Annotated in this window: 16 protein-coding genes and 1 pseudogene; 8 read left to right on the forward strand and 9 right to left on the reverse strand. The window is 63.1% G+C overall.

What is annotated here, in order from left to right; translation table 11 throughout:
• Positions 1 to 72: 72 nt before the first annotated feature.
• Positions 73 to 378 (reverse strand): ribbon-helix-helix domain-containing protein, encoded by a 306-nt coding sequence (locus ACHMW7_RS17085; RefSeq protein ID WP_395446801.1) that lies wholly within the window; start codon positions 376 to 378, stop codon positions 73 to 75.
• A gap of 202 nt (positions 379 to 580) precedes the next feature.
• Here ACHMW7_RS17085 and ACHMW7_RS17090 point away from each other — a divergent pair, with 202 nt between their 5' ends.
• The 3 genes from ACHMW7_RS17090 (at position 581) to ACHMW7_RS17100 (ending at position 3,199) form a co-directional block, all read left to right on the forward strand.
• Positions 581 to 976, forward strand: a complete 396-nt coding sequence (locus ACHMW7_RS17090; RefSeq protein WP_395446802.1) for a VOC family protein — start codon at positions 581 to 583, stop codon at positions 974 to 976.
• 68 nt (positions 977 to 1,044) lie between these two features.
• Positions 1,045 to 1,578 (forward strand): twin-arginine translocation signal domain-containing protein, encoded by a 534-nt coding sequence (locus ACHMW7_RS17095; RefSeq protein ID WP_395446803.1) that lies wholly within the window; start codon positions 1,045 to 1,047, stop codon positions 1,576 to 1,578.
• A 49-nt stretch (positions 1,579 to 1,627) separates the two neighbouring features.
• Positions 1,628 to 3,199, forward strand: a complete 1,572-nt coding sequence (locus ACHMW7_RS17100; RefSeq protein ID WP_395446804.1) for a GMC family oxidoreductase — start codon at positions 1,628 to 1,630, stop codon at positions 3,197 to 3,199.
• A 109-nt stretch (positions 3,200 to 3,308) separates the two neighbouring features.
• Here ACHMW7_RS17100 and glnA read toward each other — a convergent pair whose 3' ends face one another.
• Together glnA and ACHMW7_RS17110 are read right to left on the reverse strand one after the other, a co-directional pair.
• The gene (gene glnA / locus ACHMW7_RS17105) at positions 3,309 to 4,718 is read right to left on the reverse strand and encodes a type I glutamate--ammonia ligase (protein ID WP_115731910.1); all 1,410 of its coding nucleotides are present in this window, start codon (positions 4,716 to 4,718) and stop codon (positions 3,309 to 3,311) included.
• 48 nt (positions 4,719 to 4,766) lie between these two features.
• Complete coding sequence (locus ACHMW7_RS17110; RefSeq protein WP_091913600.1) at positions 4,767 to 5,105, reverse strand: P-II family nitrogen regulator; 339 nt, start codon at positions 5,103 to 5,105, stop codon at positions 4,767 to 4,769.
• Positions 5,106 to 5,429: 324 nt separating this feature from the next.
• Between ACHMW7_RS17110 and ACHMW7_RS17115 the strand changes: the two genes are divergently transcribed.
• Positions 5,430 to 6,938, forward strand: a complete 1,509-nt coding sequence (locus ACHMW7_RS17115; RefSeq protein WP_395446805.1) for an NAD(P)H-hydrate dehydratase — start codon at positions 5,430 to 5,432, stop codon at positions 6,936 to 6,938.
• Between the two features lie 335 nt (positions 6,939 to 7,273).
• On the opposite strand, the gene ACHMW7_RS17120 is transcribed toward ACHMW7_RS17115, so the two are convergent.
• On the reverse strand, positions 7,274 to 8,062 hold the full coding sequence (locus ACHMW7_RS17120) for an SDR family NAD(P)-dependent oxidoreductase (RefSeq protein ID WP_395446806.1): 789 nt from the start codon (positions 8,060 to 8,062) through the stop codon (positions 7,274 to 7,276).
• A gap of 96 nt (positions 8,063 to 8,158) precedes the next feature.
• Between ACHMW7_RS17120 and ACHMW7_RS17125 the strand changes: the two genes are divergently transcribed.
• On the forward strand, positions 8,159 to 8,785 hold the full coding sequence (locus ACHMW7_RS17125; protein WP_395446807.1) for a TetR/AcrR family transcriptional regulator: 627 nt from the start codon (positions 8,159 to 8,161) through the stop codon (positions 8,783 to 8,785).
• A gap of 9 nt (positions 8,786 to 8,794) precedes the next feature.
• Here ACHMW7_RS17125 and ACHMW7_RS17130 read toward each other — a convergent pair.
• Positions 8,795 to 9,572 (reverse strand): annotated as a pseudogene (locus ACHMW7_RS17130) (DUF72 domain-containing protein).
• A gap of 297 nt (positions 9,573 to 9,869) precedes the next feature.
• On the opposite strand from ACHMW7_RS17130, the gene ACHMW7_RS17135 reads away from it, so the two are divergent.
• A complete protein-coding gene (locus ACHMW7_RS17135) occupies positions 9,870 to 10,883 on the forward strand; it encodes a hypothetical protein (protein WP_395446808.1) in 1,014 nt (337 codons plus the stop codon).
• 70 nt (positions 10,884 to 10,953) lie between these two features.
• On the opposite strand, the gene ACHMW7_RS17140 is transcribed toward ACHMW7_RS17135, so the two are convergent.
• Both ACHMW7_RS17140 and ACHMW7_RS17145 read right to left on the reverse strand, forming a co-directional pair.
• Complete coding sequence (locus tag ACHMW7_RS17140) at positions 10,954 to 11,196, reverse strand: hypothetical protein (RefSeq protein WP_395446809.1); 243 nt, start codon at positions 11,194 to 11,196, stop codon at positions 10,954 to 10,956.
• Positions 11,197 to 11,284: 88 nt separating this feature from the next.
• Positions 11,285 to 12,628, reverse strand: a complete 1,344-nt coding sequence (locus ACHMW7_RS17145; protein ID WP_395446810.1) for a S8 family serine peptidase — start codon at positions 12,626 to 12,628, stop codon at positions 11,285 to 11,287.
• Between the two features lie 252 nt (positions 12,629 to 12,880).
• On the opposite strand from ACHMW7_RS17145, the gene ACHMW7_RS17150 reads away from it, so the two are divergent.
• The gene (locus ACHMW7_RS17150; RefSeq protein WP_395446811.1) at positions 12,881 to 13,252 is read left to right on the forward strand and encodes a hypothetical protein; all 372 of its coding nucleotides are present in this window, start codon (positions 12,881 to 12,883) and stop codon (positions 13,250 to 13,252) included.
• Positions 13,253 to 13,344: 92 nt separating this feature from the next.
• Here ACHMW7_RS17150 and uvrA read toward each other — a convergent pair whose 3' ends face one another.
• A complete protein-coding gene (gene uvrA, locus ACHMW7_RS17155; protein WP_395446812.1) occupies positions 13,345 to 16,266 on the reverse strand; it encodes an excinuclease ABC subunit UvrA in 2,922 nt (973 codons plus the stop codon).
• Positions 16,267 to 17,074: 808 nt separating this feature from the next.
• Between uvrA and ACHMW7_RS17160 the strand changes: the two genes are divergently transcribed.
• Complete coding sequence (locus ACHMW7_RS17160) at positions 17,075 to 17,788, forward strand: aspartate/glutamate racemase family protein (protein WP_395446813.1); 714 nt, start codon at positions 17,075 to 17,077, stop codon at positions 17,786 to 17,788.
• Positions 17,789 to 18,214: 426 nt separating this feature from the next.
• On the opposite strand, the gene ACHMW7_RS17165 is transcribed toward ACHMW7_RS17160, so the two are convergent.
• On the reverse strand, positions 18,215 to 18,409 hold the full coding sequence (locus ACHMW7_RS17165) for a hypothetical protein (RefSeq protein WP_395446814.1): 195 nt from the start codon (positions 18,407 to 18,409) through the stop codon (positions 18,215 to 18,217).
• Positions 18,410 to 18,608: the final 199 nt, after the last annotated feature.

Genomic DNA, 18,608 nt, shown 5'->3' on the forward strand with positions numbered 1-18,608 from the left:
TACATCGTTCCAACAAAAAGCCCCGGGTGCAATCCCGGGGCTTTTTGTTTCTAGCTTGCCGGCGACGCGGCGCTAGGCTGCCTGGCGTTTCAAGGCATCGATCTCGTCGGCGCCCGGCTTGTGGCCGCGCAGATAAAGCGCACAGGTGGTGCGCAGCATCGAAGCGAAGTTCGGGATCTCGCCGTTGATCTCGATTGCCTCGTCATAGAGCTTCGAGATGAATTTAGGCGTCGTCAGCCCTTGCGAGGATGCGATCTCGTCGAGCAGGTCCCAGAAGGTCGCCTCCAGCTGGATGCTGGTCGAATGTCCGGCGATCCGGATCGACCGGTTGATCTGGCGATAGCCCCTCGGATCCTGTCCGGCAAATACCTTGCACATATCAATCCTCCCGATGGCTTGCCCCCGGCTGATTGCTCAGGTGCTGGCTGTTGAAAGCCATCATCGACCCATCGGCACGCCATCGCAACCATGCATTCGTGCCTGGGTAGCAAACTATGCTCCGGCAAGCGTGGTAACGGGCTGCCACCACTTGGCTTTGCACGGATTCATAATCGTCCTGTTCCAACTGCCAGGAGGGCGAATGGCCAAGGCAATTCATTCCATGGTGCGTGTGCTCGATGAAGCGCGCTCACTGTCATTCTATCGCACGGCTTTTGGCCTCGAAATCGCCGACAGGCTCGACTTCGAGACCTTCACGCTGATCTATCTCAGCAATCCCGAGACTGAGTTCGAGGTCGAACTGACGGTCAACAAGGGCAGGGCTGAGCCCTATGCCCTCGGCGACGGCTATGGCCATCTCGCCATGTCGGTGGCCGATCTCGACACCGAGCGCGCCCGCATGGTCGCTGCCGGGCTCACCCCCAAGGACATCGTCGACTTCGCGCCGGGCGGCACGCCGCTTGCCCGCTTCTTCTTCATCGAGGATCCCGACGGCTACAAGATCGAGGTTTTGCAGAGGAGCGGCCGTTTCAAATGACATGCCGCGGCGGAGGAGCGCCGCGCCAGCCAAGCGCCCAGCGCGCATAGCAAGCAAGGGAGGAAATCATGGTGACGATCTATCAAGGCAGGCCCGGCCTGTCGCGGCGTGAGCTGCTCAAGCGTGGCACTGCCGCCGGCGCGCTGCTCATCATCAGCGGCTCCGCGGTGCTCAGTACCGGCGAAGCCTGGGGGCTCGAAAGCACGGCGTTGAAACCTCAAACCGTGGCGACGCTGATCCAGATGGCGCGCGACGTCTATCCGCACGACCAGGTGCCGGACAAGTTCTACGCCATTGCCATCAAGAGCCATGACGAACTCGCCGGCAAGGACGTGGCCCACAAGGAGCTGATCGAGAAAGGCATCGCCGATCTCGACCAGAAGGCCGGCGCCGGCGGTTACACGGGCCTTGGCTGGGAAGACCAGCGCGTCGCCGTTCTCCGGCAGATCGAAAGCACCCCGTTCTTCCAGGCTGTCAGGGGCGGGCTCGTCGTCGGACTCTACAACCAGAAGGAGCTGTGGCCGATCTTCGGCTATGAAGGCGAGTCCTACTCCAAGGGCGGATATATCGCGCGCGGCTTCGACGACATCGAGTGGCTCTAACCGGCCACAGTCGCGAACCCAGCCTTTTCAGCATTCCCGGGAGGAAAACATGCCTGCACCTTATGGTCTCAACGACGACAGCGTCGTCGTCATCATCGGCTCCGGAGCCGGTGGCGGCACGCTCGGCAACGAACTCGCCCAGAAGGGCATCGACGTCGTCATTCTCGAAGCCGGCCCGCGCATCGAATATGAGGACTTCATCAACGACGAGTGGGACTCCTTCGGCCAGCTCGCCTGGCTCGACAATCGAACCACAGGCGGCGGCTGGCGCGTGCACAAGGACTTTCCCAACCTGCCGGCCTGGATCGTCAAGGCGGTCGGCGGCACGACCACACACTGGGCGGGCGCATCGCTGCGCTTCCAGGAGCATGAGTTCAAGACGCTGACCAACTACGGCAAGGTCGAGGGCGCAAATCTGCTCGACTGGCCGATCACGCTCGCCGACCTCGAGCCTTATTACGCCAAGGCCGAAGACAAGATGGGCGTGACCCGCACCAACGGCATCGAAGGCCTGCCTGGCAACAACAACTTCAAGGTGTTCAAGGCCGGCGCCGACAAGCTCGGCTACAAGGAGTGCCACACCGGGCGGATGGCCATCAATTCCGCCGACCGCGACGGCCGCATGGGCTGCCAGCAGACCGGCTTCTGCTTCCAGGGCTGCAAGTGGGGCGCCAAATGGTCGACGCTCTACACCGAAATCCCCAAGGGCGAGGCGACAGGCAAGCTGGAGGTCAGGCCGAACAGCCACGTGCTCAAGGTCGAGCACGACGACAGCGGCAAGGTGACCAGTGTCGTCTATGCCGACAAGGACGGCAAGCTGCAGAGCCAGAAGGCGCGCATCGTCTGCGTCGCCGGCAACTCGATCGAAAGCCCGCGGCTGCTGCTCAATTCGGAATCGTCGAAGTTCCCTGACGGCCTTGCCAATTCTTCGGGGCAGGTCGGCAAGAACTACATGCGCCACACCACCGGTTCGGTCTATGCGGTGTTCGACAAGCCGGTGCATTTCTGGCGCGGTACGACCATGGCCGGTATCGTCAGGGACGAGGCGAAGCACGATCCGTCACGCGGTTTCGTCGGCGGCTACGAGCTCGAAACCTTGGCGCTCGGCCTGCCGTTCATGGCGGCGTTCCTCGATCCCGGCGGCTGGGGCCGTTCGTTCACCACCGCACTCGACCACTACGACAAGATGGCCGGCATGTGGATCGTCGGCGAGGACATGCCGCAGGAGCAGAACGCGGTGAAATTGCATGGCGAGCTCAAGGACAAATACGGCATGCCAATCCCCGATGTCTGGTTTACCGACCATCCCAACGACGTCGCCATGCGCAACCACGCCTACAAGCAGGGCATGGCCATGTACGACGCCGTCGGCGCAACCAGGACCTTCCCGACGCCGCCTTATCCCTCGACCCACAATCTCGGCACCAACCGCATGAGCGAGAAGGCGTCCGACGGCGTGGTCAACAAATGGGGTCAGACGCACGACATCAAGAACCTGTTTGTCTCCGACGGCAGCCAGTTCACCACTGGTGCTGCCGAGAACCCGACGCTGACGATCGTCACCCTGGCCATCCGCCAGGCCGACTACATCGCCGAACAGATGAGCGCGAAGAGCATCTGACCGTTTGGCGGCGCATCCTCCGCGGTCGTCGTCGACCTGCCGACGGCTGGCCCGCCAAACAAAAAAGCCCCGGAGCGATCCGGGGCTTTTTCTTATTATTTTCCGGTGATTACACCGAGTAATACATGTCGTATTCGACCGGGTGCGGGGTCATATCGTAGCGCATGACCTCGGCCATCTTGAGCTCGATGTACGAGTCGATCTGGTCGTCGTCGAAGACGCCGCCGGCCTTCAGGAAGCCGCGGTCCTTGTCGAGGCTCTGGAGCGCTTCGCGCAGCGAGCCGCAGACGGTCGGGATCTTCTTGAGCTCCTTGGCCGGCAGGTCGTAAAGATCCTTATCCATCGGCTGGCCGGGATGGATCTTGTTCTTGATGCCGTCGAGGCCGGCCATCAGCAGGGCCGCGAAAGCGAGATAGGGGTTCGCGCCCGGATCGGGGAAGCGGACTTCGACGCGCTTGGACTTCGGCGAATTGCCGAACGGAATGCGGCAAGAGGCCGAACGGTTGCGCGCGGAATAGGCGAGCAGGACGGGGGCTTCATAGCCGGGGACGAGGCGCTTGTAGGAGTTGGTCAGCGGGTTGGTGAAGGCATTGATTGCTTTGGCGTGCTTGATGACGCCGCCGATGAAATAGAGACAGCTTTCCGACAGGCCGGCATATTCGTTGCCGGCGAAGGTCGGCTTGCCGCCCTTCCAGATCGACAGGTGGACGTGCATGCCCGAGCCGTTGTCGCCGAAGATCGGCTTCGGCATGAAGGTTGCCGTCTTGCCATAGGCGTTGGCGACCTGGTGCACGACATACTTGTAGATCAGCATCTTGTCGGCGTTGCGGACCAGCGTGTCGAACTTGACGCCGAGCTCGTGCTGGGCGGCAGCGACTTCGTGGTGGTGCTTTTCGACGCGCACGCCCATTTCGGTCAGCACGGTCAGCATTTCCGAACGCATGTCCTGGCAGCTGTCGATCGGGGGAACCGGGAAATAGCCGCCCTTGACGCGCGGACGGTGGCCGAGGTTGCCGGTCTCGTAGTCGGTGTCGTCGTTCGACGGCAGTTCGGTCGAGTCGAGCTTGAAGCCGGTGTTGTAGGGATCGGCCTTGTACTTGACGTCGTCGAAGACGAAGAATTCGGCTTCCGGGCCGACATAGACGGTGTCGCCGATGCCTTCGGCCTTCAGGTAGGCCTCAGCCTTCTTGGCGATGCCGCGCGGGTCGCGGTTGTAGGCTTCGCCCGAAACCGGATCGAGGATGTCGCACAGGATGACCATGGTCGACTGGGCGAAGAACGGGTCCATGTGGACCGTGTCCAGGTCGGGCATCAGCACCATGTCGGATTCGTTGATGGCCTTCCAGCCGGCGATCGACGAACCGTCGAACATGACACCGTCGGCGAACATCTCTTCCTCGACCTCGGCAATGTCCATGGTGACGTGCTGGAGCTTGCCCTTGGGGTCGGTGAAGCGCAGGTCAACGAACTTAACGTCGTTGTCCTTGATCTGCTTCATTACGTCTTTGGCTGTCGTCATGTGATGGTTCCCTGTCTGATGACGTTAATACGAGAGCTGATAACGAGGTCAGATGGCGTCGATGCCGGTCTCGCCGGTGCGGATGCGCACGACTTCCTCGATGTTGGAGACAAAAATCTTGCCGTCGCCGATGCGGCCGGTCTGCGCCGCCTTGCGGATCGCCTCGATGGCCGCTTCGACCGATTCGTCGCCAAGCACGACCTCGATCTTCACCTTGGGCAGGAAGTCGACGACATATTCTGCGCCGCGATATAGCTCGGTGTGACCCTTCTGGCGGCCGAAACCCTTGGCTTCGGTGACGGTGATGCCCTGCAGGCCGGCTTCCTGGAGCGCTTCCTTCACTTCGTCGAGCTTGAACGGCTTGATGATCGCTTCGATTTTTTTCATGCGGATATGGCCTCCACTGCCGTAACTCAGGGGTGATGCACCCACTCGCGCATCTTTCAAGCACGAAGCGTGCCAAGTCGAGTGGCTGCGGCAACTTTGTTCGGTTTGCCTTGATGGCAACCGCAGACGTGGCGATTGGAGCGGATTTCCGCCGTTGGGTCGAGATGCGCACAAAATTTCATCGCTTTGTCGAAAGCCCATGTGCACAAAAAAGCAGCAATATGCTCATGATTTGTACGCGGCGCAGGCGGGCGCTTTGCCGATTGGGCGGGATGCCGCGGCGTGTGCTAGTTCTCAAGCCAGAACTCATCCGGGATGACCGCCATGGCGTTTGAATTGCTGACCCCAAGCGAGATGGCCGAGGCCGACCGCTTGACGATCGTTGCCGGTCCGGCGGACGGCATCGGCCTGATGCGACGGGCAGGGGGCGCCGTTGCGGATGTTATCCTCGCGCGGTTTGCGGGAGCGCGCGCCGTGCATGTGCTGTGCGGGCCGGGCAACAATGGCGGCGACGGTTATGTCGTGGCCCGCCTGCTGCGCCAAAGCGGCGTTGCCGTCCGGCTTTTCGCGGCAGGCAGCCCGCGCGCCGGCAGCGATGCGGCGCTGGCCATGGCCGAGTGCCCGGTTGCCGCAGAGCCGCTGGCGGCCTTTGCGCCCGAGCCAGCTTCCGTCGTGGTTGACGCGCTCTATGGCGCCGGGCTGTCCAAGCCGCTTGACGGTACGGTGCTGGTGGCGATCGCGCGGACGGTCGCGGCCGGCGTGCCGGTCGTTGCTGTCGACCTGCCTTCGGGCGTGTCGGGTGTCTCGGGCGAAGTTCTGGGCGCCGCCTTCCAGGCGGCGATGACAGTGACCTTCGCCCGCAAGAAGCCCGGCCATTTGCTCTATCCCGGCCAGGCGCTTTGCGGCGAAATCGTCGTCGCCGACATCGGCATCTCAGATGCCACTGTCGTCGCGACTTCCGCGCGTTGTTTCGAAAACAATCCGGCGTGGTGGCAGCCGTGTTTCCCGTCGCCGGCAAACGACGCCCACAAATACAGTCGCGGCCATGTCGGTGTCTTCTCCGGTGGGGCGTCGGCCACGGGGGCGGCGCGGCTGTCGGCGACGGCAGCGGCACGGGCCGGGGCGGGCGCGGTGACGGTGTTGTCGCCGAGTGCGGCACTGGCTGCCAATGCAGCGCACCTGACTTCGGTCATTCTCAGGCGTTCCGATACGCTCGAGGACGCGCTGGCCTTCTTGGGCGCGCGCAAACCCGAAGTGCTGGTCTATGGCCCCGGTCTTGGTCCCGAGCCCGAGGTCGGGCGTTTCGCGCTCGAGCTGATGTCGGTTGCCGACGGCCGTTTCGGTGCACTGGTGCTTGATGCCGACGGCATCACCTCGCTGTCGCATCAGCGCGCCGCCTTCTTCGAGGCAGCGAAACGGCCGAATGCGCCGGCACTTGTGCTGACGCCGCATCATGGCGAGTTCGGACGCCTGTTTCCCGACATCGCTGCCGATGCAAGCTTGTCGAAGCTGGAGCGGGCGCGGGCGGCGGCGAGGCGCGCCCAGGCGATCATCATCTACAAGGGACCTGATACGGTGATTGCCGCACCCGACGGACGGGCGGCGATCAATGCCAACGGCACACCGCTTCTGGCGACCGCCGGTTCTGGCGACGTGCTGTCGGGCATCGTTGCAGCATTGCTGGCGCAGCGGATGCCGGCTTTTCAAGCCGCCAGTGCTGCCGTCTGGATGCATGCCGAGGCGGCACGGCGCTTCGGGCCAGGCCTGATCGCCGAGGACCTGCCGTTGGCGTTGCGCGAGGTGCTGCAGGAGCTGAGCGCGTACAGGGGGTGACGGTTGGGTCGCTGCTGTCAGGCAGATATTCAACGCCTCATTCCTTCGCACCCCCTCTGGCCTGCCGGCCATCTCCCCACAAGGAAGGCGATCACGCTTCCATCGATGCCCCGGCTAATCCCTAACGCTGCAGGGCTTACTCTCACGACGTTGCAGAACGAGTGCCGCCTTGGACGTGACTAATCTTCCTCCTTGTGGGGGAGATAGCCGGCAGGCAAGAGGGGGTGGGAAGGATCGTGACGGTGAAAATTAGGAGCCCAAAGCCCAACAAAAATCACTGCGCGTTCAAAACCTCTCCACGCCCGCAAGGCACGAGGCGCGGAGAGGTCACTTCGTCAGGCGTTGGTGCCGCCGTCGATGGTGAGTGCAGCCCCGGTGACGAAGCGGCCTTGCGGGCCGGCAAGCCAGGTCACCAGCCCGGCAATGTCGTTGGGTGAGCCGAATTGCGGGATCGCCATCAGGCTGCGCTGGTAGTCGGCGATGTCGCCCTCGGCCGGGTTCATGTCGGTTTCGGTCGAACCGGGATGGACGACATTGACGGTGATTCCGCGCGGGCCGAGGTCGCGTGCCAGCCCCTTGGTCAAGCCGACAAGCGCCGCTTTGCTGGCGGAGTAGAGCGCTATGCCTTCGAACGGCACGCGATCGGCGAGATTGCTGCCGATCGAAATGATCCGGCCGCCTTCCTGCATGACGCTGGCTGCGGCCTTCGAGGCGATGAACGGGGCGCGGAAATTGACGGCCATGGTTTCGTCGAGCTGTTCGAGCGTCACCGTGTCGATGGTTCCGGCGTGCCAGATGCCGGCGCTGTTGACGAGGATGTCGAGACGTCCGAACGCCTCGATGGTTGTGGCGACGGCCGCCTCGACAGCTGCCGCATCGGCATTGTCGGCCTGGATCGCCATACCGCGCGGGCCAAGGGCTTCGATCTGCTTGACGACGGCCTCGGCCTTTTCAGCCGACCGGACATAGGTCAACGCGACGTCGGCACCGGCCGCGGCGAGCTGGATGGCAATGGCAGCACCGATGCCGCGGCTGCCACCGGTGACAAGTGCGACCTTGCCCCGTAGTTCGACATGGGGGAGTTCGAGCCGGGAGAGTTCTTTCGTGCCGTTGTGGGAGGGCATGTTTTTGCTTTCTGTATTGAACGATACAAAATACATGGCAGCCTTGCCTGGGCGCGTCAAGGGCATTATGTATCGATCACAACAGAAAGGTTTCAGATGTCTCAGAAGGGTCGTCCGCGCAGCTTCGACCGCGATGCCGCCTTGCGGCAGGCGATGCGGGTGTTCTGGAAAAAGGGTTATGACGGGGCGTCGCTTTCGGATCTGACGACGGCGATGGGCATCAACTCACCCAGCCTTTACGCCGCTTTCGGCAGCAAGGAGGCGTTGTTTCGCGAGGCTGTCGATCTCTACGGTGCAACCGAAGGCATCGAGATATGGGGCGCCTTCGAACGACCCGGCAGTGCCAGGCAGGCAATTGCTGATTTCCTGCGCGCTTCGGCACGCGCGTTCAGCGAACCGGGCGATCCCAGAGGCTGCCTGATCGTGCTGGGCGCGCTCAATGTCAGCGAAACCAATGTCGAGGTGTTCCGCGATCTCAGCGAACGCCGCATGTCGAGCGCGCGCGACTTGGCCGGCCGTCTGAGACAGGCCGTGGCCGAGGGCGAGTTGCCCGCGACTGCCGATTGCGACGCGATCTCGGCGTTTTACCTCGCCGTGCAGCAAGGCATGTCGGTGCAGGCACGCGACGGTGCATCGCGTGAGGCGCTGTTGGCGGTTGCCGAAGGGGCGATGGCCGCCTGGGGAGCGCTGACTTCAGGCTCCGAACGCGGCGCCGGAGCCTGAAGCGGCTGCCTAGCCGTTGATCCTGTTCATGAAGGCCATGGCGCCGAACGGCGCGCGGACCTTGCCTTCGGTGATGAAGTAAACGAACACGTCGCGCGGCTTGACTGGTGCCTCGGTGGCAGGATCGGCGCGGGGCAGATCGGCGGGGGATTCCGCCGGCGGCCCAGACCTTTGCCCGCTCGGCCCACGCGTCGAGTGCCTCTGATGTGTAGCAGTCGTGGTTGTCGTCGCTGCCGGTCTGCAGCCGCGCATAGACGAAATCACCTGTGACGTCAGCGATTGCCGGATATTTGGCGTGGTCGGCATAGACGATGGCGACGTCGTGCTTCCTGGCGAGCGCGGCGAATTCCGGGACGATGAAGGAATCGTGCCGCACCTCGACCGCGTGGCGCAGTTTCACACCATCCTGCTTTTCCGGCAGAAGCTTGAGGAAGGCGCCAAAGTCGTCTTCGTCGAACTTCTTGGTCGGCGCGAACTGCCACAGGATCGGGCCGAGCTTGTCGCCGAGTGCTGCAACGCCGGAGCCGAGAAACCGCATCATCGATTCGCCGGCCTCGCCGAGCACGCGGCGGTTGGTGACGAAGCGGTTGCCCTTGAGCGCATAGACGAAGCCGTCGGGAGCTTCGTTGGCCCATTTCAGGAAGGTCGGTTCCTTGAAGGACGAATAATAGGTGCCATTGACCTCGATCGTCGGCACGTGGCTGCTGGCGAATTGCAGTTGCTTCGCCTTGGACAGCTTTTCGGGATAGAACGTGCCTTCCCAGGGCTCGAACGTCCAGCCGCCCATGCCTGCCCGGATGTTTCCACTCATCGATCTACCCCTTGCTGCGTCAGTGCGGCCTTTTCTAGCCTAAGGTGCAGGGGCGTCAAAGCCGCGAACGATATCAAGGGGAAGTATCCTGACAGAGCAAGGCGACCAAGGCCAAGACCAACCGGCAATATATCGCACGAGACAGTCGCCGGATTTACTGTTTGTTGGCGGGTAGCCAGCTAGCGAAGCTCATACAAACGCAAACATGTGTGTGTGGGCTTGATGTCGGCGATTCCAGGGACGCGGGTAGCTTCACCATTCGGGGCGGTGCGGATGGGCATGATCACCGCTGCCGGGACGATCATAGTGTCGCTGATTGCCTACGATTTCGCCATCAACGACCGCGACCTTCTGGCCAAGGACAGGGTCGACTGGACGATGTTCGGGCTAATCAGGCCATTCGTCGCCTTGGTCTCGGCCTGCCTGCTGGTCGCGGCTTTGTTCCAGCCGGCAATTGGCCGTCCGCTTTTGGATGAAGGCCAGGCGCCGCTGCTGCTCGGCGCTGCCTATCTGATAGCCGGTGCGTTGCTGATCACTGCGACCGCTGTCGCCGTGATGCCGACAATCCTCAACGAGACCGTGCGGGAAGGGCAGGTGCTGAGCATCCTGACCGAAGTCGTCTTCATTGGCGCGCTGGCGGCTCTGGGGGCCGCTGCATGGCGTGGGCGCCGCAATCGCGCGCGTGTGCTCGGCCTGCCATGCTGGGCGGTCCATGCGGCACTGTTCCTGGTGACGTTGCTGATCCTGATGGAGGAGATGTCGTGGGGCCAGCACTGGATCGGCTGGACGGCCGGGCCGATGTTTGCCGGCAACGTCCAGAACGAGACGAACCTGCATAATTTCGCGACCTACAGGTTCGAGGCCGTCTATTATTCGGCGGCGTTCCTGCTGTTCGTGGTCCTGCCGGTTGCCTGGCCGTCGCATGTCGCAGCCTGGCTGCGGCCGGTCGGGCAGTTCGTTCCGCCGAGGCTGTTTGCGCTGGCGGCCCTGCCGCTGGCCGGATTGCTCTATGAGGAATGGAACATCGTGCCCTACCAGATCTGGTTCTTCATGGGCGTGGTGATCGCGTTCCGGCTGGCAGCTGAATTGAGGCAGGCGCCGGCGGCGTATCGCGCGTCGGGGCTGGCCGTGGCCGTGCTTTTGCCGGCCTCGCAACTGCTGTTCATCTTTGGCGGGCACAGGATGGCCGACGGATACGAACTGTCGGAAATCCGCGAATTCCTGATCGCCTGCGTCATCCTGCTCTATGGCTGCTGGCTGCTGCGGCGGCAGACCGAGGCGGCGTAGGTGTCACCCTACGCGGAGCCTGGATTGCTCAAAGCTTTCGGGCTGGTCCTTCGTCGTGCCGGAGACGATCCTATTGCGGCGTCTTGGGGTCCATCGGCGGCAGCGAAAACGTGCCTTCCTCACGCACCGCGGCGACGCCGTCGATGCCACGCAGGCGCTCGATCAGGTTCTCGTCGAGCTCGCCGGTGATGGTGCGCAGGCCGCGCATCACCTTGTCGACGCGCAGGCCGCCTTTTTCGACAGCATCCTGGACGGATTCGAAGCTGTTGCCATGCTTGGTGTCGATAAGCACCATGACATTCCGTGCCGCCATGACCATGCGTCCTCATGATTTCTCGAACGGCATTATATGGCGCTGCTTGCAGGCAAGTCCACAATCGCAGGCTGCGACGCCTGAAAGCTCAGGGCGCCATGACAAGGCCTTTGCCGACGTCGCGGTCAGGCAGGCCGATGTTCTGGGCGGCGCGTTCGAGCGCCTCCCATAGTGCTTTGCCGCGCAGGCTCTTGTCTGACTGGGCCAAAAGCGCGGCGATGCCGGCGACATGCGGCGTTGCCATCGAGGTGCCGGACAGGCGCTCGTAGCGGCGCGGCATCGGAAACGCCGAGAAAATGTCGACGCCGGGGCCGGCGATGCTGACCGTGCCGCCGGGCGGGATGAGCCCGCCGCAGGAGAAATTGGCTATCTTGAACTTGGCGTCGATGGCGCCGACCGCCATGATCGACTCGCAATTGGCTGGCGAGTTGACCGGCTGAATGGTGCTGTACTGGCGCCAGCTGTCGTTGCCGGCGGCAGCGATGATCAGCGCGCCCTTTTCTAGCGCATATTCGCCGGCGTTTTCATAGAACGGATCCGGTGGCTCGTCGGGCAGGACCGGGCGGCCGAGCGACATCGAAATGACTTCGCAGCCGCTGTCGACCGCCCATTCGATGCCGGCGAGCACCCAGCCTTCCTGGCCGGAGCCGGCATTGTTGAGAACCTTGCCGACATAGATGTCGGCCTCGTGGGCGACGCCGTAGCGGATCTGGCCGGCAGGGGCGCGCGGGCCGCAGGCGGTGCCGATGCAATGGGTGCCGTGGCCCTGGGCGTCCTGGACCGAAGCATCGTCGGGCACAAAGGACTGCTGGACGATGGTGCGACCGGAAAAATCCGGGTGGGTGAGGTCGAAGCCGGTGTCGAGCACGGCGACCTTGATGCCGGCGCCGCTATAGGCCGAAAGCTCGGCTCTTGTGCAGGCGAGGCCCCAGGTGGCCGCCGACTGGGCCGAGATCGCTGTTGGCAGGCCGGTGACAGGCAACGGGGCGACGGGCGGCGCGAAACTGGCCTTCAGCTGCGGCGCGGCACCATTTCCGCTCACGGCCTGGTCGGCCAGCAAAGCGAGGCCATCGCGAACCCAGGCGGCGTGACGGTCGTTCCAGCTGCTCAGCGCTCGCAGCCAGAATTCGGGCCGGGCGAGGCGCACATGCTTGTCGGCGTTGAGATTGGCAGTGGCGACTGCCATCGCGCTGCCGGGCTGCGTTGCAACCACGGCGATGCCGATCCTGTCGAGATTGAGCACGCCGGATTCGGCGAAGGCATCGACCATACGCGAGTCGAGCGTATTGAAGTCACTGGAGTGGGCGACGTTCTTCAGACCGAGCGTGTTGGAAACCAGCCTGTCGACCTGCTTGGGTTTCTGGCCCGGTTGGAACATCACCAATAGGTTGCCGGTCGGCTGTGGCGCCAGGATTGTGGCTGTGCTCGTCATCGATCCCTCCCCAGATCATGATCGACAATTTTTGCGAGCATAATCTGAAAATGAATCAACTGCTAGGTGCATAGAAGATCGTGTTCAGATACTGCCACGAAATTCAGAGAGTCAGATTGGTCGGGCAGCCCGAGCGTGGGTCGTTCATGCGCACTCCCAAAAACCTATTGCAAGATAAGATCAGTCAACTTACTTTGCAACCGGTTGCATCATGCAATCAGAAGTTCGCTGGCGTCAGGCAAAGGTAGTGGCATGGCCGAGCCCGCCGCCGGCAAGCCGATCTACGTCCAGCGTCGCGAGCTCGACGACGCACACAGCGACGGGAACGAATACCCTCTTCGCGAGTGGGTCGATGCGCCCGGCGTGCGGTATGTGCCGGTTGACGGCGAACTCGAACTGCTTCCCGGGCTCCGGCTCGTCCCGGCGCCCGGCCACACGGCCGGGATGCAGGTCGTCGTGATCGAGACTGGTGGGCGGCCGATCGTCGTTGGCGGCGACGTGGCGGTCTGGTTCGGCGAGCTTGACGAGCCGCACAGCGAAGGCCAACTGCGGGTGCTCGCGCTCGACCCCGAATTGGTCTGGCTCGCGCACGAGCACCAGCCGTGGCGACCCAGCACTAGATAGGGCATCACGCCGGCGCTCTCTGGGCGGGCGGGGCAAGCACATATCAAATCTGACTGCACCCTGGCGCAAGCCGTCCGGCGCCGCGCCAATCGCTACTCCGCCGCCTCCTGCTTGCCGCGGGGGCGACGCTCCAAAAGCTCCTTGAGGAACTGGCCGGTGTAGCTGCGCGGTTCGGCGACGATGTCTTCGGGCCGGCCCGAGGCGACAAGTTCGCCGCCGCCGTCGCCGCCTTCGGGGCCGAGGTCGAGCACCCAGTCGGCGGTCTTGATGACCTCCAGGTTGTGCTCGATGACGATCACCGTGTTGCCCTGGTCGACAAGTTCGTGCAGCACCTCGAGCAGCTTGGCGACGTCGTGGAAATGCAGGCCGGTGGTCGGCTCGTCCAGGATGTACAGCGTCTTGCCGGTGGCCTTGCGCGACAGCTCCTTGGCGAGCTTGATGCGCTGGGCCTCGCCGCCGGACAGTGTGTTGGCCTGCTGGCCGATATGGATGTAGCCGAGGCCGACCTGATTGAGCGTGATCAGCTTGTCGCGCACCACGGGCACGGCGGCGAAGAACTCGACGCCTTCCTCGACCGTCATGTCGAGCACGTCGGCGATCGACTTACCCTTGAACAGCACGTCGAGTGTTTCGCGGTTGTAGCGCTTGCCGTGGCAGACGTCGCAGGTGACGTAGACGTCGGGCAGGAAGTGCATCTCGATCTTGATGACGCCGTCGCCCTGGCAGGCCTCGCAGCGGCCGCCCTTGACGTTGAAGGAGAAGCGGCCGGGCTGATAGCCGCGCGCCTTGGATTCGGGCAGGCCGGCGAACCAGTCGCGGATCGGCGTGAAGGCGCCGGTGTAGGTCGCCGGGTTGGAGCGCGGCGTGCGGCCGATCGGCGACTGGTCGATGTCGATGACCTTGTCGAGGAATTCGAGGCCCTCGATGCGGTCGTGATCGGCTGGATGTTCGCGCGAACCCATGATGCGGCGCGACGCTGCCTTGAACAAGGTCTCGATCAGGAAGGTCGACTTGCCGCCGCCCGACACGCCGGTCACGGCGGTGAAGGTACCCAACGGGATTTCGGCGGTGACGTCCTTCAGATTGTTGCCGCGCGCGCCGACCACCTTGATGCGGCGGTTCTTCTTCAGCTCGCGGCGCTGGGCGGGTATTGCGATCTCGAGCTCGCCCGACAAATATTTGCCGGTGATCGAGTTCGGGTTGGCCATGACCTGCTGCGGCGTGCCTTCGGCGATGATGCTGCCGCCATGGATGCCGGCGGCCGGGCCCATGTCGACGACATAGTCGGCGGTGAGGATCGCGTCCTCGTCATGCTCGACAACGATGACGGTGTTGCCGATGTCCCTGAGGTGGCGCAGCGTGTCGAGCAGGCGGGCGTTGTCGCGCTGGTGCAGGCCGATCGACGGCTCGTCGAGCACGTAAAGCACGCCGGTGAGGCCCGAGCCGATCTGCGATGCCAGCCGGATGCGCTGGCTTTCGCCGCCCGACAAAGTGCCGGAGTTGCGCGACAACGTCAGATATTCGAGGCCGACATCGTTAAGGAAACGCAGGCGCTCGCGGATCTCCTTGAGCACGCGGACGGCGATCTCGTTCTGCTTGTCGTTGAGCGACGCCGGCAGTTCCTCGAACCAGGCATTGGCTTTGCGGATCGACTGTTCGGTGACTTCGCCGATGTGCTTGCCGGCGATCTTGACCGCCAGCGATTCCGGCTTGAGCCGGTAGCCGGCACAGGTCGGGCAGGGTGTTGCCGACATGAAGCGCTCGATCTCCTCGCGCATCCAGGCGGATTCGGTCTCCTTCCAGCGCCGCTCGAGATTGGGGATCACACCCTCGAAGGTCTTGGTCGTCTTGTAGGAGCGCAGGCCATCGTCATAGTTGAAGGTGATTTCCTTCGCGCCGGTGCCGCGCAGGATCGCATCCTGTGCCTCCAGTGTCAGGTCGCGCCAGCGGTCGCCGATCTTGAAGCCGTAGACCTTGCCGAGCGCTTCCAGTGTCTGGGTGTAGTAGGGCGAGGTCGACTTGGCCCAAGGCGCCACAGCACCCTCGCGCAGCGACACGTGGTCTTCCGGAACGATCAGCGCCGGGTCGATGGCGCGCTGGTTGCCGAGGCCGTCGCAAGCCGGGCAGGCGCCGAACGGGTTGTTGAAGGAGAACAGCCGTGGTTCGATCTCGGGGATGGTGAATCCCGACACCGGACAGGCGAATTTCTCCGAGAAAAGAATGCGTTCGTGGGTTTCGTTAGCGGATTTGTTGACCGAATCCGCGCCGGTCTGGCTGGCGTCGAGCGGCTTGTCGGCGAATTCAGCGACGGCCAGGCCCTCAGCCAGCTTGAGCGCGGTTTCCATCGAGTCGGCGAGGCGCGTGGCGAGGTCGGGACGGACGACGATACGGTCGACGACGACGTCGATGTCATGCTTGTACTTCTTGTCGAGCACCGGTGCTTCGCCGATCTCGTAGAAAGCGCCGTCGATCTTGACGCGCTGAAAGCCCTTCTTCTGGAGCTCGGCCAGCTCCTTCTTGTATTCGCCCTTACGGCCGCGGACGATGGGCGCCAGGATGAACAGGCGGGTGCCTTCGTCGAGCGCCAGCACCCGGTCGACCATCTGCGACACCGTCTGGCTCTCGATCGGCAGGCCGGTAGCGGGCGAATAGGGCACGCCGACGCGCGCGAAAAGCAGGCGCATGTAGTCGTAGATTTCGGTGACCGTGCCGACCGTCGAGCGCGGGTTCTTCGAGGTCGTCTTCTGCTCGATCGAAATCGCCGGCGACAGGCCGTCGATCTGGTCGACATCGGGCTTCTGCATCATCTCGAGGAACTGGCGGGCATAAGCCGACAGGCTCTCGACGTAACGGCGCTGGCCCTCGGCATAGATGGTGTCGAAGGCAAGCGACGATTTTCCCGAGCCGGACAGGCCGGTCATGACGATCAGCCGGTCACGCGGCAGGTCGAGATCGACGTTCTTGAGATTGTGTTCGCGCGCACCGCGAATGGAGATGTACTTGTGATCGGCCATTGCCGCGCCGCCGCCTCAAATCTGGAATTGCTTGGAGTGGCGGGTTTGCCCGACCATCCCCTCATGTAGGTATTTTCGCCGCCCGGTCGAGAGGCAACCCAATGCGTTTAAGCGCCTTTGGCGGGCAGGGGCAAGTGAAAAGAACAAAGGCCGAACGCCATCCTGACAACGTTATGGCAGGAGCATGGCTGGAATCCGAGGCTGCGAATCCGGCCTTCGATCACATTTTTCCCGACTAACAATGTTGTGGTTGACGTAGCGGAATCAGGGATGCAGAGTGCTGGTGTCGCCTGAGGCCGAGCCTCCTTGAGGGCTCCTCACCATGCTACGGTCGGTCTGCGAGACGCCGCAGACACGCGAGTTGAGCAGCAGGCGAACAAATGGCGCAACTGACGAAGGAGCTAGGCATGACTCCACCGGACAGTCCCAAAGGGTTCCGCTAACAGGACGGAACCGCAGCAGGCGCAGGTGCCTGGCTTTCCCTTAGTGAAAAGCCTCACGCAAACCCCGACCTGTTGATCCCCACGACAATTTGAAACCATTGGTCGGATCGTTGGCCGAGCGCCACGAAGCATCCGAGAGAGCAAGCCGGTAAACCACTCCCGGTAGTCAAGGGTATAACCCGACACAAGGCCCCGTGCGCTCCTGGGAGCGGCGGGGCCATATTTTTGTTTTGTCTGTCGTGAGCCTGTTTCGGGTGTGCCCGCCACGTGATGCGAGGTTAGCCGAACTCCCCTTGCACAAACGATCGATCATGCCGACCTGACATTCGGCACGTCATCGCGGCCGAACCGCGGGGGAGACAACCGTGACTGTTAGGCAGACCAAGCTGATCGGGCTTTTGGGCGGCATGAGCTGGGAATCCAGCGTGCTCTACTACCGGCTGATCAACCAGGCGGCGCATGACCGGATGGGCGGGCATCACAACGCCCGTTCGCTGATGTTTACGCTCGATTTCGACGAGCTCAATCGGCTGGCCGCGCAAGGCGACTGGACTGAGGTCGCGGCGGTGGTTTCAAATGCGGCACGCAGCCTGGAACAGGCGGGTGCTGCCTTCGCCATGCTGACTGCGGTGACGCCGCACACCGTTGCCGAACAGGTGGAAAGCGCAATCGGCATTCCATTGCTGCACATCGCCGACCCGACCGGCGAGGCGATCCGCGGCGCCGGCCTCAAGCGCGTTGGGCTGCTGGGCACGCGCTACACGATGGAACTGGGATTCTTCGCCGAACGGCTGCAGAAGCGGTTCGGCATCGAGGTGATCGTTCCGCCGGACGAGCAGCGCACGGCGCTGCACCGCATCATCATCGATGAGCTGACGCTCGGCGTGGTCAGGCCGGAGTCGAAGGCTGTGCTGTTGCAACTTGCGGCCGACCTTGGCGCGCGCGGCGCGGAAGCCGTCGTGGTCGCTTGCACCGAACTGCCGCTGCTGGCGGGGATGGATGCCTATCCGATGCCGGCTTTCGATGTGGTGAGGCTGCATGCCGAGGCGGCGGTAGAGCGGGCGCTGGCGGAGGGGTGAGGGATGGGACATTTGCCCGGGACGATTGTCGGGGGGCGTGGCGCCACGTCGCGGGCAATCAGTTTCAAGTCGGGGTGGGAAGGTCCGGTAACTTGCCAGGAAGCACAGATTCGATCGAATAGGGCAGGTCGCCCCGAGAGGCTGGCCCTCGATCTCGGCCCATGTGCGTCCGATCATGCGGAGATAGGCAGGGTTCGCCTTGATGTAGCGAGGATCGATCGTTGAAATCGAGAACGGCACAGCGACAGCTCGAACAGATCTCCCAGGGCTGAATCAAGAACATGTTCAGCAATCATCGTCAAGCCGCCACCCGCTCGCCCCATGATGACCTGAACGGGTATTGTCCGCTTGTGAACGTTCGCTGAACATTGGGGCAACTTGACCGCGAAAACTTGCTTGGGAGACCCTGCCTGATGCAACGCGCTGCTAGGCGGGAGCGGCGACGCCAAGGACGATGGCGATCAGCATCAGCAGCGGGCCCATCCATTTGAACTGACGCACGAGGTTGGCGAGCCATGGCTGGTTGGGCGGCACCGGCAGCTCGACATAGCCGAATCCGACTGCCGTCATCCACGCGCCGGCGCAAAACATGATGAATTCGTCGATATAGGCGGCGATCAACGGATCCTCCCCGGTGAGTTGTAGTGGCCCTGTCAGAAGCGCTGACCGTAGTTTTTCGCGGATGGCCGCCGGCGCTGCAAGCCGGTGCCATCGGTCTCCTGCCAAATCGACCGTTCCACCTGAACTGCTGCTCGACTTGCGTTGGGGCCAAGCGAATTTGCCTGCTTGACAGGTCAGTATGACGTTATAACCTATTGGC

The organism is Aminobacter sp. UC22_36 (assembly GCF_044056035.1).
In the GTDB taxonomy this organism is placed as follows: Bacteria; Pseudomonadota; Alphaproteobacteria; order Rhizobiales; family Rhizobiaceae; genus Aminobacter.

What these genes read in the sequence shown, in the direction of transcription:
- ACHMW7_RS17100 (WP_395446804.1), top strand. Translation starts at nt 1,628, where the DNA reads ATGCCTGCACCTTATGGTCTCAACGACGACAGCGTCGTCGTCATCATC.
- glnA (WP_115731910.1), bottom strand. Translation starts at nt 4,718, where the DNA reads ATGACGACAGCCAAAGACGTAATGAAGCAGATCAAGGACAACGACGTT.
- ACHMW7_RS17120 (WP_395446806.1), bottom strand. Translation starts at nt 8,062, where the DNA reads ATGCCCTCCCACAACGGCACGAAAGAACTCTCCCGGCTCGAACTCCCC.
- uvrA (WP_395446812.1), bottom strand. Translation starts at nt 16,266, where the DNA reads ATGGCCGATCACAAGTACATCTCCATTCGCGGTGCGCGCGAACACAAT.
- ACHMW7_RS17125 (WP_395446807.1), top strand. Translation starts at nt 8,159, where the DNA reads ATGTCTCAGAAGGGTCGTCCGCGCAGCTTCGACCGCGATGCCGCCTTG.
- ACHMW7_RS17115 (WP_395446805.1), top strand. Translation starts at nt 5,430, where the DNA reads ATGGCGTTTGAATTGCTGACCCCAAGCGAGATGGCCGAGGCCGACCGC.
- ACHMW7_RS17140 (WP_395446809.1), bottom strand. Translation starts at nt 11,196, where the DNA reads ATGGCGGCACGGAATGTCATGGTGCTTATCGACACCAAGCATGGCAAC.
- ACHMW7_RS17095 (WP_395446803.1), top strand. Translation starts at nt 1,045, where the DNA reads ATGGTGACGATCTATCAAGGCAGGCCCGGCCTGTCGCGGCGTGAGCTG.
- ACHMW7_RS17135 (WP_395446808.1), top strand. Translation starts at nt 9,870, where the DNA reads ATGGGCATGATCACCGCTGCCGGGACGATCATAGTGTCGCTGATTGCC.
- ACHMW7_RS17085 (WP_395446801.1), bottom strand. Translation starts at nt 378, where the DNA reads ATGTGCAAGGTATTTGCCGGACAGGATCCGAGGGGCTATCGCCAGATC.
- ACHMW7_RS17110 (WP_091913600.1), bottom strand. Translation starts at nt 5,105, where the DNA reads ATGAAAAAAATCGAAGCGATCATCAAGCCGTTCAAGCTCGACGAAGTG.
- ACHMW7_RS17145 (WP_395446810.1), bottom strand. Translation starts at nt 12,628, where the DNA reads ATGACGAGCACAGCCACAATCCTGGCGCCACAGCCGACCGGCAACCTA.
- ACHMW7_RS17090 (WP_395446802.1), top strand. Translation starts at nt 581, where the DNA reads ATGGCCAAGGCAATTCATTCCATGGTGCGTGTGCTCGATGAAGCGCGC.
- ACHMW7_RS17150 (WP_395446811.1), top strand. Translation starts at nt 12,881, where the DNA reads ATGGCCGAGCCCGCCGCCGGCAAGCCGATCTACGTCCAGCGTCGCGAG.